14 protein-coding genes are annotated in these 17,309 nt (G+C 50.7%); 12 read left to right on the top strand and 2 right to left on the bottom strand.

Going from position 1 to position 17,309, the window contains the following annotated elements:
* The first annotated feature begins 185 nt into the window (after window positions 1-185).
* The 12 genes from BMX45_RS14630 (at window position 186) to BMX45_RS14575 (ending at window position 13,341) form a co-directional block, all read left to right on the top strand.
* Entirely contained in the window at window positions 186-2,018 is a 1,833-nt protein-coding gene (locus BMX45_RS14630; RefSeq protein WP_090910294.1) for a cache domain-containing sensor histidine kinase, read from the top strand.
* A 10-nt stretch (window positions 2,019-2,028) separates the two neighbouring features.
* Window positions 2,029-2,793 carry a response regulator transcription factor gene (locus BMX45_RS14625; protein WP_090910293.1) on the top strand — a complete coding sequence of 255 codons (765 nt, stop codon included), beginning with the start codon at window positions 2,029-2,031 and terminating at the stop codon, window positions 2,791-2,793.
* 170 nt (window positions 2,794-2,963) lie between these two features.
* Window positions 2,964-4,256 carry an ABC transporter substrate-binding protein gene (locus tag BMX45_RS14620; RefSeq protein WP_090910292.1) on the top strand — a complete coding sequence of 431 codons (1,293 nt, stop codon included), beginning with the start codon at window positions 2,964-2,966 and terminating at the stop codon, window positions 4,254-4,256.
* 26 nt (window positions 4,257-4,282) lie between these two features.
* Complete coding sequence (locus BMX45_RS14615) at window positions 4,283-4,975, top strand: hypothetical protein (protein ID WP_090910291.1); 693 nt, start codon at window positions 4,283-4,285, stop codon at window positions 4,973-4,975.
* 26 nt (window positions 4,976-5,001) lie between these two features.
* Window positions 5,002-5,949: a carbohydrate ABC transporter permease gene (locus tag BMX45_RS14610; RefSeq protein WP_090910290.1), complete on the top strand. Its 948-nt coding sequence runs from the start codon at window positions 5,002-5,004 to the stop codon at window positions 5,947-5,949.
* Window positions 5,939-6,796, top strand: a complete 858-nt coding sequence (locus BMX45_RS14605; RefSeq protein WP_012818521.1) for a carbohydrate ABC transporter permease — start codon at window positions 5,939-5,941, stop codon at window positions 6,794-6,796. The genes BMX45_RS14610 and BMX45_RS14605 overlap by 11 nt, the downstream gene beginning before the upstream one ends.
* Before the next feature lie 34 nt (window positions 6,797-6,830).
* A complete protein-coding gene (locus tag BMX45_RS14600) occupies window positions 6,831-8,186 on the top strand; it encodes an FAD-dependent oxidoreductase (RefSeq protein ID WP_090910289.1) in 1,356 nt (451 codons plus the stop codon).
* 407 nt (window positions 8,187-8,593) lie between these two features.
* The gene (locus BMX45_RS14595; RefSeq protein WP_090910288.1) at window positions 8,594-9,046 is read left to right on the top strand and encodes an HNH endonuclease; all 453 of its coding nucleotides are present in this window, start codon (window positions 8,594-8,596) and stop codon (window positions 9,044-9,046) included.
* A gap of 495 nt (window positions 9,047-9,541) precedes the next feature.
* Window positions 9,542-10,015, top strand: a complete 474-nt coding sequence (locus tag BMX45_RS14590) for a DUF5381 family protein (protein ID WP_090910287.1) — start codon at window positions 9,542-9,544, stop codon at window positions 10,013-10,015.
* A gap of 180 nt (window positions 10,016-10,195) precedes the next feature.
* Window positions 10,196-11,449 (top strand): mechanosensitive ion channel family protein, encoded by a 1,254-nt coding sequence (locus BMX45_RS14585; RefSeq protein WP_090910286.1) that lies wholly within the window; start codon window positions 10,196-10,198, stop codon window positions 11,447-11,449.
* A 176-nt stretch (window positions 11,450-11,625) separates the two neighbouring features.
* On the top strand, window positions 11,626-12,510 hold the full coding sequence (locus tag BMX45_RS14580; protein WP_090910285.1) for a glycoside hydrolase family 43 protein: 885 nt from the start codon (window positions 11,626-11,628) through the stop codon (window positions 12,508-12,510).
* A 156-nt stretch (window positions 12,511-12,666) separates the two neighbouring features.
* The gene (locus BMX45_RS14575; protein WP_090910284.1) at window positions 12,667-13,341 is read left to right on the top strand and encodes a uracil-DNA glycosylase; all 675 of its coding nucleotides are present in this window, start codon (window positions 12,667-12,669) and stop codon (window positions 13,339-13,341) included.
* A gap of 118 nt (window positions 13,342-13,459) precedes the next feature.
* On the opposite strand, the gene BMX45_RS14570 is transcribed toward BMX45_RS14575, so the two are convergent.
* Together BMX45_RS14570 and BMX45_RS14565 are read right to left on the bottom strand one after the other, a co-directional pair.
* The gene (locus tag BMX45_RS14570) at window positions 13,460-14,230 is read right to left on the bottom strand and encodes a response regulator (protein ID WP_090910283.1); all 771 of its coding nucleotides are present in this window, start codon (window positions 14,228-14,230) and stop codon (window positions 13,460-13,462) included.
* Window positions 14,230-17,169, bottom strand: coding sequence for a histidine kinase (locus BMX45_RS14565; RefSeq protein ID WP_090910282.1), 2,940 nt, complete (start codon window positions 17,167-17,169; stop codon window positions 14,230-14,232). Before BMX45_RS14565 ends, BMX45_RS14570 begins: the two co-directional genes overlap by 1 nt.
* Window positions 17,170-17,309 lie beyond the last annotated feature (140 nt).

Raw genomic sequence — 17,309 nt, 5'->3', positions numbered from 1 at the left:
TGATTAATCATATCTACCGTAAAATCCTCAATCGTTATAACAATTATACAATTATGAAATCGATATTCACAGTCTAACCTCTAGCCAACTTCGGGATTCGATTTAGTACCCCATAGTCATCCCCACCATGTTCCTGTACAATGAAGTGAAAATAAACGGGACTGGCGAAAAGGGGTGTGGCCAGCGTGTCTTTCAGGTTCAAACCGCTTAAATCCTGGAGTCTTCGCGCTAAAATTTTGCTGATCTTCCTGCTGCTCATTTCGATTCCGCTCAGCCTGCAGGGCGTGGCTACCTACGTGGGTTTCTCCAACTCCGTTGAACGAAGAACCTCCGATTATACCGCTCAATTGGTGGACCAGATCAACCGGAATTTGGACAGGACCTTGATGGAGATGCAGAGATTGACGTTGATGCCTTTATACGATTCGGGGGTATTGTCCATCTTGCGCAAGTACAGGGAGGAGGACAGTCTTCATCAGCAGCCTACGGTGGAAGAACGCTCCAAAATGCAGCTTTATATCGCCAGCATGACCTTCGACAGGCCAGAGATTGACAGTATCCAGATTTTCGCCGGAAGCGGTTACACCTTCTCGAGCCTGGCTCCTAGCGCGATCGCTGCCTATACGGACGTGGAGCGGCAGCCCTGGTACCCTGGCGTGGTGGAAGCGAGAGGGGCTTGGGTGCTGCTTCCGCCGCATCGGCCTTCTTACTATCTGGACGGCAATCAAAGCTATTTTTCCGTAGCCCGGCTGATCCGTGAGCCGAATACCAACCGGACGCTCGGGTTAGTTAAAATCGATTTGAAGCAGACCTTGTTTAAGCAGCTTGTCGAAAATGTCAGGCTGGAAGAGAACGGCGGCATCGTCGTGCAAAATAGCCGGGAAGAGCTTTTCTACACGGCGACCGCAGATGGGGATACGGAAGCCTCCAAGCTGCTTTCGGATCGGATTCTCGGCCTTTCAGGGCGTTCGGAAACGGCCAGCGAGATTCTGCATATGGAGGGCAGCAAGTATTTGGTTGTCTCCAACTATTCCCGATATTCCGATATTAATATCGTCAGCTATATTCCGGTGGCATCCCTGCTTGTGGAGACCAAGGAACTTCGCAATTTTACGCTTCTAGCCGGCCTGATATGTCTCGTTTTGGCCGGAGCCTTAGCCATCTACTTCTCTTACCGGCTGACCCAACCTCTCGGGACGCTGGTACGAAAAATGCGACTCGTGGAGCTCGGCGATTTCAAGCAGAGCGTGCCGGTAACTGAGGATGAAATCGGTCGGCTTGGTTCCGGCTTCAACCGGATGGTAGAGGAAATCGACCGGCTCGTCCATGAAGTATACGTGCTCGGCATGAGGGAAAGAGAGGCGGAGCTAGCCGCACTGCAAAGCCAGATCCAACCTCATTTTATATATAATACACTGGAGTCGATCAGCATGCTTGCCCGGCAGCGCAATAATGAGGACGTCTCGGAAATGGCCACGGCTTTGGGACGACTGATCCGCAGCGCAGTGGAGCAGGACCGAAGCCTCATCCGGCTTGGCGAGGAGCTTGAGACGGCGGAGTCCTATATCCGCATCCAAAAAATGCGCCATGGTTCCAGGCTGCAGGCTATGTTCGATATCGAAGAAGGGTTGGACGATTGCCTGGTCCCGAAGCTGCTGCTCCAGCCAATCATTGAAAATGCGATTATGCACGGGATTGGAGACCGCGAGCAAGGGGGCACGGTATACGTTACGGTGGCGCGATTTGAGGATGAGGTGCTGTTGACCATTCGGGATGACGGGCGGGGCTTGTCGGAGGATGAATTGGCGGCTTTGCAAGCTTCTTTGGAAGAGGCCGGGGATGATGTGGCAGCAAAAACGCCGGCGATGCCATTACGCGGTCATGGCGTGGCGCTAAAAAATATTAATCAGCGGTTGCGTTTGATTTACGGCCGGGACTGCGACTTCGAAATCGATGGAAGCTTGGGACAAGGTACGGCTTTTACCGTGACGCTGCCGTTCGCGAAACAAGAAAAGTAGGAGGTCATCCATGATCAAGCTCATGTTGGTAGAGGACGAGGACATTATCCGTAAAGGCATCCGCGATTTGATCGGTCGTATGGCTCCAGATTTTGAGGTTGTATACGAAGCCGCTCACGGCAAGGAAGCGCTGACTTACCTGGAACGCAATGTGGTGGATGTGCTCATTACGGATATTCGAATGCGGGAGATGGACGGGCTTCAGATGGTGGAAAAGCTGCGGACCGCAGGCCATGGGATGCCGATTGTCATTATCAGCGGTTATGGAGATTTTGTATACGCCAAAAAAGCGCTGCAATTCGGGATCGCCGATTACCTGCTGAAGCCCATAGACCGTAAGGATTTTACGGTTGCGTTGGACAAGATTCGGCTAACCTTGAATTCTTCAAATCGATATGCGGGTGGGGCTGAGCCGCATAGCGAGGCGGACGGGGGGCCGCCATCCAGCGAGGGGCGCAGGATGATCCGGAAGCTGAAAGCGTATATCACTGAAAACCCCGACGGTGATTTGCGTCTGCAGACGTTAGCGGAGATGGTGCATTTAAATCCTTCCTATCTAAGCCAGCTCTTTAAGCAGGAAGGGGGCGGCAATTTGTCCGATTATATCGCCGAAACGCGCATCCGGCGAGCCTGCAAGCTGCTGGAGACGACGAATCTGAAGGTGTACGACATCGCCCGTTTATCAGGATACCAAAGTCCGAAGCATTTTATGTTGGTATTTAAACAGCATACCGGAATGACGCCGGGAACCTACCGGGAGCATTATAGTGTGTAATACTACATAACAAATTATGTTATGTAGTTCTTTTTTATGGACTAAAACGGAAATAACCTAAAAAAATCGTACCTTTTCTGAACGTTTAGTGATTTTTTATATGACCATATGTAAATATAATTAACCTCATCACAATCTTAACTTGAACAATGCAGAGGGGGAAGCGGTATATGAAAAAATGGTTGACCGGTTTATTGGCATTAACACTTGGTGTGGGGCTCATGGGCTGCGCCGGGAAAGAACAGCCGAATCATACGCCAGGCGAAGCCAGTGGTGAGAAGGTACTGCTCAAATTCGCGACATGGGGAAATCCGGCGCAGCTTGAGCTGTACAAAGGGCTGACCGACGCTTTCACACAGGAGCATCCGAATATTGAGGTGCAAATTGACACGATCCCGTTTGCGGACTATCAGCAAAAAATGTCCGTACTGGCGGCAGGCCAGGAGCTGCCCGACATTGCCTGGGTATCGGAGCGGATGGTACCGCAATTTATGGCCAACGACATTCTGGCCGATGTCACGGATATCGTTCAGGATGATGCTTTTGACATCGATGACATTATACCTTCGACGCTTGAACTGTTTCGCCAGGACGACAAGCTATACGGACTGCCGTTTTCCACTCCGCCCAGCGTGGTGTTCTACAACGAGGATTTGTTCAAGCAAGCGGGCTTAAGTACGCCGAATGAGCTTGCGGAAAAAGGAGAATGGACGTGGGAAACGTTCGAAGAAGCCGCAAAAACGATCAAGACGAGCGCTGCTTCATCGAACGTTTACGGGGCTAACTTTTTCCGCGACTGGAAGACATGGATTATTCTCGCTTCGTATTCTTGGTCAAACGGGAGCGGACCATTTAATCCAGAGATGACGGAATACACTTGGAATGATCAATACGGGGTAGAAACCTTGGACATGCTGAAGCGCATGATGTTTACGGAAGGCTCGCATCCGAAGGCGGGAGAGCAGGTTAATTTTGAATCCGGGCAAATCGGCATGATTTTCGACAACTATAGCTTTGTATCCAAAGCCAGGGAGATCCAAAATTTCAAATGGAGCATTGCGCCAATGCCATCGGGCTCGAAAGGCAGCGTTCCGATGATGGGTCAGGCGGGTTACGTGCTATTTAAAGAGGGAAAACATCCGGAGGAAGCCAAGGAATTGCTGAAATTCCTTGCCGGCAAAGAGGGTGTGCAGAAAACGTCGGCCTTCTTCGTGCCGCCGCGCCAATCGGTGTTGAACTCGGATGAGTTCCTGAGCGTGGAGGGCAACCCGGATGCCGGGCACATCAAGCAGGCGGTCATCGACGAAATGCCTAAAGCGGTCGTGCAGCCGGGACATATCCGCTGGCAAAACATTGACACGGAGATTTTGACGGGCTTTGACGAGTTATTTGCCGGGCAGGGCGAACCGCAGAAAATTCAGGATGAGGTAAAAAGCAAGGTGGATGCTCTGCTGAGCAAATAGAGGCAGTTACGTTAGGAGGAACGGGCATGAATCGTTTGGATAAAGCATTAAACGAAGCGCCGGGGCTGCAGCTGTTCGTCAGCCTCCCGGCCAATGACATCAAGCTTGCAGAGGCAGCCTTGGCTTCGGGCGCCGACGGTTTGAAAGTCCATATCAACGTAGGGCACCGGGCCAGCGGCAATCGCTTCGGCACGCTGGACAGCTATGCCGACATGTTCAAGGACATTCGCTCCCGCTTTAACGGCCCCCTTGGAATTGTGCCCGGAGGCTCGGTGGAAGAGGTAAACGCGGAGGAAATCACCCGGCTCCCTGAGCTTGGCGTCGATTTCTACTCGATTTATGCCTTTCATCATCCTGCTTTTCTGCTGCAGGCCCCGGGATTGGCAAGAACGTTTGCGATTGATAGCGAGTTCGACCGGGACCTCGTGGAAGGAGGCCGGACCTTCGGCATGAGCGCGCTTGAGGCTTCCATCGTTCCCGGCCATGAATATGGTACCAGGCTTACCCTTGCCGATCTGCTTCATTACCGCTGGCTGGCGGCACACGGCGGTTTGCCGGTCATTGTGCCAACGCAGCGTAACATCGGCCCGGAGGATATCCCGGCCTTGGCCGATAGCGGCGTCAAGGTGCTGTTGGTCGGAGCGGTGGTCACGGGCAATGAAGCGGAAGGCATCCTTAGGGAGGTTGCCGCTTTACGGAATGCAATCGATCGTCTGTAGAGGTGCCCCACAAGGAGGAAAGCGACATGACCACACTTGAAACGATAAAATCTGAAGGGCCCGGCCGTCCATTCCGTAGGAAGGCAAGGAAGACCAGGTCTTTAAACCGCGGAGACCATTTGGCGGGCTGGCTGTTTGTGCTGCCGATGGTGCTGGGGTTCGTTCTGCTGCTGCTTGTCCCGCTCATGATGGCGCTTTATATGAGTTTTACGGATTGGCCGCTGCTGGGTGAGGCCAAGCTCATCGGATTCGAGAATTACCGCACGATTGCGGGGGACGCAGAATTTTGGCGCGTGCTGGGCAATACGCTTTATTTTGCCGCCGGACTTGTTCCGCTGAACATTATTTTGGCATTGCTGCTTGCAATCCCGTTATCCAAAAATATTCGCGGAGCCGGCTTTTTCCGGACATTGATCTTTATTCCGGTTATGACCTCGCTGGTGGTCTGGTCGATTGTCTGGAAGTATATGTTTGCCACGGATTCCGGGTTCATTAACCAGCTGCTGCGTATGATCGGCATTACCGGACCGGCCTGGCTGTACGATACCCGGCTTGCCATGCCCGTTGTGATCGTGACCAGTCTCCTGAAAAATGTCGGTTTGAATATGGTGTTGTTCATTGCGGCGCTGCAGCAGGTTCCGGCGCAGCTCTACGAGGCGGCCAGGATCGATGGCGCAGGGAGAATGCGGATTTTTTTCCGAATTACCGTACCCATGATCACGCCGACAATTTTTTTGACCCTGATGATGACCATTATCGGTTCGCTGAAGGTGTTCGGACAAATTTACGTGATGACCCAAGGGGGTCCTTCCGGAAGCACGAAGGTGCTCGTCTACAACATTTGGGAACGAGCCTTTAAGCTGTTCGAGTTCGGATATGCTTCTGCGCTGGCTTATGTGCTGTTTATCATCACCCTGCTGCTTACGCTGGCACAATGGCAGATGAGAAAAAGGTGGGTTCTGAATGAAAGCTAGTCTATTTGCTAAAAGGGGCAACCCGGCAGGCGGGAACCTGTTCCATTATCTGCTGCTGCTTGCCGTTTCGGTGGTCATGATGACCCCGTTCGTGTGGATGGTCTCTACTTCGCTCAAACAGCCGGCTGATGTGTTTGTTTTTCCGCCGCAACTGATTCCGTCGCCGATCCGATGGGCAAATTATGCGGAAGTGCTGGAGACGATCCCGTTCCATCTATTTTATGGCAACAGCGTCTATATCGCCCTTCTGGTTACCGTGGGCACCGTGCTTTTCTCTTCCATGGCGGGGTATTCTTTCGCACGAATTCCTTTTTGGGGGAGAAGCCTGGTGTTTCTGATGCTGCTGAGCACGATGATGATTCCGAACGAGGTCATAGCCATTCCGATGTTTCTGTTTATGCGTGAGCTGGGTTGGATCAATACGCATTTACCGCTGATTATTTTGCCTATATTCGGCGCGGGCGGCGTGTTCGGGGTGTTTGTGATGCGGCAATTTTTTCTGGGGATTCCGAAGGAGCTGGAGGAGGCGGCGATGATCGACGGCTGCTCGCGGCTGCGGATTTATTCCACCATCATGTTGCCGTTAGCAAAACCCGCGATCGCCACGCTGATCATTTTCACGTTTTTGACGAGCTGGAACGATTTTTTTGATCCGCTGATCTTTATTAATGACCGTAAGCTGATGACCTTGCCGCTGGGATTATCGCTGTTTACCGACGAGTCGGGAACATCGTGGCATCTGCTGATGAGCGCTTCGGTTATGGCGACATTGCCACTGCTCATTGTGTTTTTCTTTGCGCAGAAGCAGTTTGTCGAAGGGGTATCCATGACGGGTCTCAAGGAATAGGGTAAATCACGCTTAAAAGGAGGAGTAACAAGAGATGGACAGCAGGAAAAGGATCATGGAGGCGGACGTGGTAGTTATAGGTGCGGGGCCGGCGGGCATTGCCGCCGCCATTGCCGCCGGCAGGCAGGGGGCAAGCGTCATCCTGATTGAACGGTACGGATTTGTCGGCGGGATGTCTACGGCTGCCGGAGTTTATCCTTGGATGACGTTTCATACACAGCAAGGGGAACGGGTCATCGGCGGCATTGCACAGGAAATTGTGGAGCGCCTGATGGAGCGCGGGGGCTCGCCCGGCCATCTTCGCGATACCGTCGGTTTCGTGCATACGCTGACGCCGTACCATCCAGAGATATATAAGGTGCTTGCCGTCGATATGCTGCGCGAAGCGGGGGTGAAACTCGTCTCGCACAGCTTCGTTGACGAAGTCGGACGTGAAGGCGAATACATCCAGTCCGTGACCCTTACTGGAAAATCGGGGCGAATCAAGGTGGACGGGAAGATGTTCGTCGATGCGTCCGGGGATGCGGACGTCGCTTATCTGGCGGGAGCGCCGACGCTTCAGGGACGCGAAAGCGACGGGCTGTCGCAGCCGATGACGATGAAATTCCGGATGCGGGGTGTTGACGTGGAAGCGATTCGGAAGGCGATGCTTGCTGATCCCGACAACTTTTATCACAAGACGCCGTTTGCCGAGCTAGAGAAGGAGCTTATTCCGCTCACGGGGGTTTCCGGCTTTTATAAGGAGTGGAAGGCTGCGGAGGTCCCGATCAACCGTGATCAGGTTCTGTTGTTTATCGGACCGGAGAAGGATGAAGTGCTGATTAATTGTACGCGGGTACAAGGCTTAAGCGCGACCGATGTCGAGGAACTGACCTTGGCGGAGGAGGAAGGGCGCAAGCAGGTGCTGATGATGGCGGAATTTTTGAAGTCGCGGGTGCCCGGATTTGCCGAGGCCTCCATTTCCTCGGTTGCTCCCCAGATCGGAATTAGGGAGTCGCGCCGAATCGACGGTCTGTACCGGTTAACGATGGAGGACGTGGTGACAGGACGACATTTTGAAGACGGCATTGCGAGGAGCGGTTATCCGGTTGACTTGCATGATCCGTCAGGCAAAGGGATCATGGAGGCTACCATCGAGAATGACGGTTCCTACAGCATTCCTTACCGCTGCCTGGTGGCCCGAGGGCCAGTAAATCTGCTCGCGGCGGGGCGTTGCATTTCCACTACGCATGAAGCACTGGCGACCACGCGCTTGACGCCAAGCTGCATGGCTACGGGAGAAGCGGCGGGCACGGCGGCGGCCCTGGCCTGCAAGGCGGGAATCACCGCGGCGGAAGTCGATGCATCGCAGCTCAGGGAGATGCTGCACGCCCAAGGGGCGATTGTGTGAAGAGACGCGGGCTAGAAGAAGCAGGTTGTTGCTGCTCTTGATTTTGATTCTCCAATCTGCACTGTTACTTTTTGGAGTCCAGAACATTGAAAGATGAAGTAATGGATATTATAAATATTTTCAAACCAACTTTCACCTATTAATGGAAAATAAGTCCTCTAGATGATTAGGGGGCTTTGTTCGTCTTCCTTGGGATTGAGTCAAAAAAGGGCAACTCATTCTCAGCAGACACTTGCTAACAAGAACTCTAGGTAAACCCGTAGAAGCTTGTGTGTTGTCGTTATCTTCGGGCAGGGGTTCGACTCCCCTCGCCTTCACCATGATGAACATCATCCGCATGAGGATGGTGTTTTTGTTTTATATTAATACTATAGGTTAAAGTATGTCGTACAGATGGAGTGAAATCGATGAGTCGTAGCCGTGATGGAGAAGAACCATTGATAGCGGTACTCAATATGGATGGTCAACAACTGACACCATGTTTGCCCCATCGGGCTTGGCGGGAAGTTGAGCGATCGCGAGCTGTCTGGGTTGATGAGCAGACGATCCAATTGCTTTATAATCCGTTCTTATTTCGGGACTATCGCAAAGCTGCACTGAAACGAGATCATCACACTTGTTTGTGGTGCGGACGACCCGCCACGACAGTGGACCATATGATCCCCTCAAGCAAAGGCGGCTCGGATCTTCCGCACAACCTGATCGCTTCATGCAGCGAATGCAATACGAAACGAGGAAACCGTTCTGCATTGTCCTTTCTCAAAGAAAACGCACACGCTGTTCCAAATCTTATGAAGCTTAGCTGGCGTATCTTTATAGCTAAATACAGGCATCGTCAATTGAAAAAAAGAGGCACTTAAGTAAAGGCTTAGAATTGTTGTTTTGACCGACCGAAGTCTATGCAGAAATCGTCACGCGCTCATTCATGTTGCCGACATTAAATCTGTGGCCTATGTGGTGTCGTCTTCGGACAGGGTTAAGATCCCTCGCCTCTCTCATACCGATATAAAAGCGGCCGTGATTAGGTTAGGAGGGGAGACAGTTCGGATTAGACAGCGTGCAGGAAATACCTGGAATACAGAGGTAAGTTGGAGAAAGACTTTTTCGAAGAAGTGGAATTATCTTTCTTTGTTCAATGAATTTTCATTACCCTTGTGCCTTTAATCACAAGTGATGGAGCATGAGAATGCTAGTTTAGAGAAGTAAACAAGATAGAGCTTCATCATTATATATTGAAAGTAAAAGAAACGGCTCTTTGATACAATAGAGGTATCACCACGGCACAGCTCAAGCAGTCGAAAGTGGAGTTAGCTGGTTAAAGGACTGTTCAAATAATTTTAGAAAGGCGCTGAATCATGAACGCGATATCTTATCGAAAATCCGTGGCATGGGGCAAAGCACTTGGCAGTTTACTGTTTGTGCTGGCCTGCCTGTTTCTGATGTACGCGGCCTTTTTTATGGATACTTCCTTTATTCGTCAGTTTTTTTGCATCACATCAGCCATAATAGGGATTCCGTTTTTTGGAGGATATTTGGTTGTCAGCTTGCCAAAGGCGCTGAAATCAGACACGCAGCTGTTGATCTACGATCAACATTCCATTTCAGACGGTACGCGGACCGTGGCCTGGACGGAGATTACAAGTATCAGCTATAGCGGCCCTTCCATTCGGAAGTGGCTGCTTCCGAAATTTCCTGTGCTGATTTTTCATTTGAACAGCAGAGAGACCTGGACAGTGAGTACGTATTATTTGTTGACCGATACCGAAATTCATTCTGTCCTGAAGCGCCTGCGAGGGTTGATCAGTCGTAACGGAAAGGAAACGAAATAGATCTGATCGAATCAGACCAAGAGAGCACCCTTTCGGTGCTCTTTTTTTGTGTTTCAAACAGACCGTCTTACACCAAGCATCTTCCAAATCAACCCAGCGATGTCTGATTCTGAACTTTGCGCAGTACTAGAATCTCCTCTATAATAATAGGCTAATCTTAAACTGCGTCAGGAGGAAACAATGGACTTTATCAAAAATCAACTAGACGGATATGGCATGAGCGAACAAACCATTGGATATCTCTCGAATATGATCATGGTCGTTTTTATCGCGGTGGTCTCCATACTTGCCAATTTTATTACCAAAAAAATCGTGCTGAAGACGATCATTCATATCGTCAACAACAATCGGTACACATGGGACAATATCATCGTGGAGAAAAAAGTATTCCACAAGCTGTCGCATCTTGTGCCGGCAATCATTATTTATTTTTCGGCGTCCATCTTTCCGGCGTACCAAATTCTGATTGAAAAAGCGGCCATGACGTACATGATTATCGTCACCATCACGGTGTTGAATGCGCTGCTTAATGCTTTTGATGACATTTATCGTTCATTTGAAGTTTCCAAGATCCGACCGATTAAGGGATACATTCAGGTGGTGAAAATCGTTCTGTTCATCATTGGCGGCATTGTGGTGATCTCGAACCTCATCGGGCAGAATCCTTTGATCATTCTCAGCGGGCTTGGTGCTCTATCGGCCGTTCTGATGCTGGTTTTCAAAGATTCCATTCTGGGCTTGGTGGCAGGCGTTCAATTATCATCGAATGATATGGTGCGCGTCGGCGACTGGATTGAAATGCCGAAATACGATGCGAACGGCGACGTCATCGACATTACCTTAAACACGGTGAAGGTGATGAATTTCGATAAGACAATCACCATGATTCCAAGCTATGCGCTCATTTCCGACTCGTTCAAAAATTGGAGGGGCATGCAAGCATCCGGGGGCAGAAGGATCAAGCGAAGTTTTTATGTCGATACGACGAGCATCTGTTTTTGTACCCAGGAAATGATTGAGGAATTCCGGAAGATTCACTACCTTTCCGATTATGTCACGACCCGATTACACGAAATTAACGCATACAACATCGAGAATCAGATCAATACGGAAAGCAACGTGAACGGCAGACAGCTTACGAATGTGGGCGTGTTCAGGGAATATATCCATCAATACCTGCGGAATCATCCGAAAATCCATAAGGATATGACGCTGATTGTCAGGCAGTTAGCGCCGGGAGATAACGGACTGCCCTTGGAAATCTATGCGTTCAGCAATGATACCAATTGGGGTGTGTATGAATCGATTCAAGCGGATATCTTTGACCATATCTTTGCCGTCGCGCCGACCTTCGGGCTTCGTGCCTTCCAAAATCCAACCGGCCACGACATCGTCCATCTCAAAGAAAGCCCGGAATATTCCCGGGGTTATTGAGAACGATTCAGAGGGTAGTTGAACGAGTTACAAGGATTTCACGCGGGAGGAGATTGGCTATCCGGTGTAGAAGCAATGGTAGAACGAGGCTGTCGTCAATCAAGCGCCATTGGTCGGCGGGCGATGCCCTCTCGCTCGTACTCGACATGCCCAGCACAGGAAAGGAGTGTCTACCATTGAACATCAACAATCCGATCATACCCGGCTGGTATGCAGATCCCGAAGCCAGAACGTATGAGGGGAAGCACTGGATTTATGCGACGCGGTCCTTCACGGAATATACGATGCAGATGAATCTGGACGCATTCAGTTCCGAAGATCTGATCCATTGGGAGAAACATGAAGGCATTATCGAGATGGCGGATTTCCCATGGATATGGAGGGCGGTTTGGGCGCCGACCCATATCGAGCACCAAGGGAAATATTATCTCGTGTTTGCATCAAATGATATCCAATCGAACGAGGAAACCGGCGGCTTGGAAATTGCCGTTGCGGACCGTCCGGAGGGGCCGTATAGAGGCTACTTGGGGAAGCCGCTCGTGGATAAGTTCATTCATCAGGCACAGCCGATCGATGCGCATCTATTCAAGGACGAAGACGGAACGATTTATCTGTATTATGGCGGATGGGGGCATTGCAACGTTGCGCGGATGAACGAAGAGATGACGGGATTCGTTCCATTGGCCGACGACGACAATGAAATTTTCCGCTCCATTACGCCGGAGGGATACGTGGAAGGTCCTTGTATGATTAAGAAGGATGGACTTTATTATCTGATGTGGTCCATGGGCGGATGGACGAATGGAACCTATCGCGTAGCCTATGGCGTAAGCGACAGCCTGCTCGGTCCATTCAAGAATGAAGGCACGATTCTGGAGCGTCAGGAGCCGATTGCCGAAGGACCCGGCCACCACGGCTACTTGCATTTGCAGGAGAGAGATGAATGGCTTATCGTGTACCACCGCCGAATCATTGGGGACACCGAGCCGGGCCATCGCCAGTTATGCATAGATCGGATGCGGATCGGCAACGGCAAGATTGAGCCGATCATCATGACTTGACTTAGGGGAATCAAGGGTGAAAAAGCGACTCGTGCAATCGGTCGCTTTTTTTGCGTCTTCGTGAGGGATAGGTGTCAGGCAAATACCGGAAATCATCCGTATGATATAATCTAGTTATTTCTTATTCTTATGACCATGGCAGGAGGAATGCACCCGATGGCGATATTGAAGAATGACTGGGCGACATATTTAGAGCAGGAGTTTACGAAGCCATACTACCTACAGCTGCGGGAATTTCTTATTGAGGAATATCGGACGAAGACCATTTTTCCCGATAAATACGATATTTTTAACGCGCTGCACTATACGCCGCTGGCCGACACCAAGGTGGTCATTTTGGGCCAGGATCCTTATCATGGACCGGGACAGGCCCACGGCCTAAGCTTCTCTGTCAAAGAGGGTGTCAGCACGCCTCCTTCCTTGCAAAATATGTACAAGGAGCTTCAGGATGATCTGGGCTGCTTCATTCCCAATAACGGCCATCTGATAACATGGGCGAAGCAGGGGGTGCTGCTTCTAAATACGGTGCTCACCGTAAGGGCCCATGAAGCGAATTCTCATAAAAACAGGGGATGGGAAAGTTTTACGGATAAGGTTATTGAGACGATCAACCGGAAAAATGAACCTGTCGTGTTCCTGTTATGGGGAAGCCACGCCCAGAAGAAGGCAGAGCTCATCACGAACCGGCAGCATAAACTGATTCGTTCGCCGCATCCGAGTCCGTTGTCTGCGCATCGTGGCTTTTTTGGCAGCAAGCCGTTTTCTCGCGCTAACGAATTTCTACGCAGTATGGGGCTTCAGGAAGTGGATTGGCAGATTCCGAACTTGTAAGCGGTAGGAGAGGGTATTAGCGAAACCTCTGCATTCCGCAAGCGATAGTATCTAAACAAAAAACCACATCCGCATGAGGATGTGGTTTTCGTTTACTTAAGAATGGACTCTTGCTGTTCTAACGGCCCGATTCGAAAGCGTAGGCCCACAGATATCCCTTCGATTCCAATAGAAGGGCATCCGGCCTTTCTTTCGGCTTCATGACGATGCTGTTGTTCGCATTCATGATATAACCATCATTCAGTCGTTCGATGACGATGGGAATATCGAGTTCCATAAACAGCTGGCGCATCCGGTAAATCGTATTGTACAGGTTGGAAAGCGCTCGTTTTTCCTCCACGTTCGCCCAGAGATCATCGAGGATTCTCCACTTCGGGCACAATTTATTCTCATGCAGCAGCAAATAGTAAAACAGCTCCTCGGTGATGCGGGTAGGCCATTTTACAAGCTGCTCGCCTTTCATAACGGAAGCTTCCCCATATAACTGGACGTCGAGTTCCTTCTTCTGGGCCTGCTTTGGTCTCTGGCCGTAATACTTCTGAAGGCGTTCATCCAGCTGCTTCACCATATTGATGGTCATCGGTTTCAAGAGATAATCCAGGGCTTGCACGCGAAAGGCTTGCACGGCATATTGCTGGTGAGCGGTCGTGAAGATCACAGGCACGTCGATCCCGTTCTCCACCAAGTTCTGAGCCAACTGAAGTCCCGTCATTCTCGGCATTTCAATGTCGAGCACGAGTGCGTCCAGATCCAGCTTCGGTATTTCCTGCAGCGCATCGAACGGCGATTCGTAGCAGCCTACAACCTGAAACGGGCCGTGCGTTTCAAGCAAACGGGCATGCAGGCCCAGAATCGGTTTTTCATCCTCCACGATAATGATCTTCCACATTACCCTTGTCCCTCCTTCACGGGAATCGTTATTTGAATGGTTGTTCCGTTGCCCGGCGACGAGTGAAGCTCCAGGCTTCCTTGGGTAAGATCATGTACGCGCCGGCGTACATTCGTGAACCCGATCCCGGCATTGGCGGCCGTTCCCCCCATCAACTGAGCGCACTGCGCGGCCGACATGCCTACGCCATCATCAGCGACGCGTATGTTCAAGCAGGATGCGTGCAAGGAAATGGTGACCTGGACATGTCCGGGACCTTCCTTGTCGAATAGGCCGTGGCGTATCGCATTCTCGACTAAAGGCTGCAGGAGCAGGCTAGGAATCCGAACATGCTCCGCAGCAATGGACGGATCGATGTCATAAGCGAAGGTTAACCGTTCGCCGAATCTGGCTTTTTCCACCTCGACATAGGCCTCGATAATTTCCAGCTCCTTCTGCAGGGCGGAGAATTGCCCATCCCGGCTCGTCTCAAAGATATAACGCAGGAAAGAACTGAGCATGGTTAGAAGATAGGCTGCACGCTCCCCATCCGTATAACAAAAGGCAATGATGTTGCTAAGTGCGTTGTATAGAAAATGTGGTTTAATTTGGGTCTGCAGAAATGCCATTTCATACTCAATCGCCTTCAGCATCGACTGCTTCGTTTGTTCCGCAGCGTTCAAGCGGGCCATCAAGGTCTCTTTGGAAAAAGGCTTTAGCAAATAATCATTGGCACCGGCTGCAAAAATCATTTCAACATGTCTGGGATATTCGGAAGAAATCATCATCAAAATCGTCAGGTCCATTAAGGATGCCTGTGTACGGATTTGCCGAAGCAATTCCAGACTATCCATGTCGCCTGGAATGATGTCATCCATGATCATCATCGCGATTTCCGGATGATTCCTGTAGTAGTCAAGCGCTTCTTGAGCCGAATAAGCGATTCGTACCTTGTAAGCGTCCCCCAGCATATCCCTCATGACTTCCGCATGCATCACGTCATCATCCACAATCAGGAGCGTTCCTAACGTCCGATCTTCTGCGTGCGCCGCAGACTGTAGATCGTATTCATGCTCCGCTGCGTTAACCGGCTCTTTACATTCGCTGAAAGCCAGGGTGACCGTAAAGCGAATGCCGCGCTGCAGGCGTTCATATGCGATGCTTCCATTCATCTGTTGGACGAGTTCTTCCGTCATCATGAGCCCCGAAGAATGCGGGCGTTCCCGATTCGCTGCCATGGATTCGCCGCTTGACGTCACTCGAAGCAGGACTTCCGTGCCCACCTGTACGACTTCAATGCTCAGCTGATCATCTACGGTATCGTGAGAGATCTCGGTCATGATTCGGATGAATACCTGCGTCAGGCGCTGCTCATCCGCCCATACGTAAAGCTGCTTCGGAATCTGTTCGTTGATTGCGATCTTTTTCTTCGTGAAGGTAAACTGCATCAGCTGAATGACATGGAGCATGACCATCCGAACATTGGTGGATTTGAGCTGGATCGCGTAATCATCAAACCGAATGCGGGTGAAATCATGCAGATCCCTCAATAAATACACCATGTTCCCCATCAGCTGTTCAGCCAAGTACAATTGCTCGCCTTGCTTCTCGCGATGGGGCTCCCGGTTGATGGCCCCCACCAGATGAACGGCATCGTGCAGAGGCCTCTGCAGGTCCTGCGTCGTGACCTTCAAGAAGGCATCCTTCGCATCGTTAGCCTTCTGCAGCCTGGTGCTCAGCTGCTCCGATTCCTCGGCCCGGTTCATGAGGCGTATGCCCAGAAAAACATTCATCGTCATGACAAACCCGACCAGCCCGATTCGGTTCATATAGTTGCGCCCGGTGAAGAATAAGCTATCCGATGAAGCGCTTATCGCGAATACGGCTAGAAACAGAAGCATCGACATGAGAATGACGGCTTCATTCTTACGGATGTTGATTCGCTTCTTAATCGTCAGATAGAAGATGCGAATAATAATGCCTAGGATTAATCCATCGTTGTAATAAAAGAGCGGATACTGCGTAACCGATATGGTTCTGGCCGGGAGAACTGCATTGAAGAACGCGTAGGCCAGGATCGGCAGAAACAGCAGATACATCGTCTTTCGGCTCATGATGGATGGAATCATTTTGACGAAAAAGACAATCAGCAAGGTGGAGGCCAAGAAGGTCAAGCTGTCCTGCAGGCGAAAATAGAGCTCAAAGGGAAATGACGGAAACTCCCGAATGAACAGCCGCTCTCCTCGCAGCACGATGACCCATGCCAATAGCAGAAAGTGCAGTCCGCTGTACAAGAAGGCCTCGTCCTTCGTTCGCAGCATGTAGATCGTAATATGGAACATGCTGAACAGCAGCAAACATAAGGTAGCCGTCCATTCCAGGGAAAGATCCCGCTGCACGTCTTCCTTCATCTGCTCGGCGTCGCCGAAATCGATTGGCAGGACGATGCCGCCTCTCGTGTTATAGAAATTGGAGGCATGAATGGTAATCAGCAGCTGCCGGCCCTCCGGTTTAAAAAACGCTTCATAGGCAGGATTGTCCGGGGCTGTCGCTTGTTTGGTTGCTGCCACAGTCCCTATTTTCGATAGGGGTACGCCATCAATATAGATGATATGGGCAGACCAAATATTCCGAACACGGAGACCGATCTCATCGGTCCAATGGTCCGGCAGGTAGACGATTAACTGATAGGATCCCCACTCGACATCCGATGCCCAGGGACCGGGTACCGAAAGATAATCGGTTTCGCTTGAAAAGTCAGCCGGGTCGACAAAAGATTCGGCGGTGAATTTCCAATCGCCGGCTAGCGATACAAACGGCGAATCCTTGAGCTCTCGCAAGTCAAGCACGCCGTCTACGGCTTTGATATGGACGGCACCCGTGTCCCGGTCGCTAAAAATCATATAGAGAATGGCGATTAAGGCGCAAATTGCACCCAGATAACCCATCCATTTCTTCATGTATAGTCACACCCTTATGGACTCTATCATATGGCAAAGATCTCTCAAAAATCTACCTGTCGATAATAGTCGAAATTTGAGAGATTTTTGAGAGATGCTTCTGATATGTTGAAATTAACAATTTTTACAATCTGATTCGT

The organism is Paenibacillus sp. cl141a, from assembly GCF_900109305.1.
GTDB classification, from domain to species: domain Bacteria; phylum Bacillota; class Bacilli; order Paenibacillales; family Paenibacillaceae; genus Paenibacillus_AQ; species Paenibacillus_AQ lautus_A.
The sequence above is the reverse complement of the archived record's forward strand: the minus strand, read 5'-3'. Positions and strand labels throughout refer to the sequence as shown.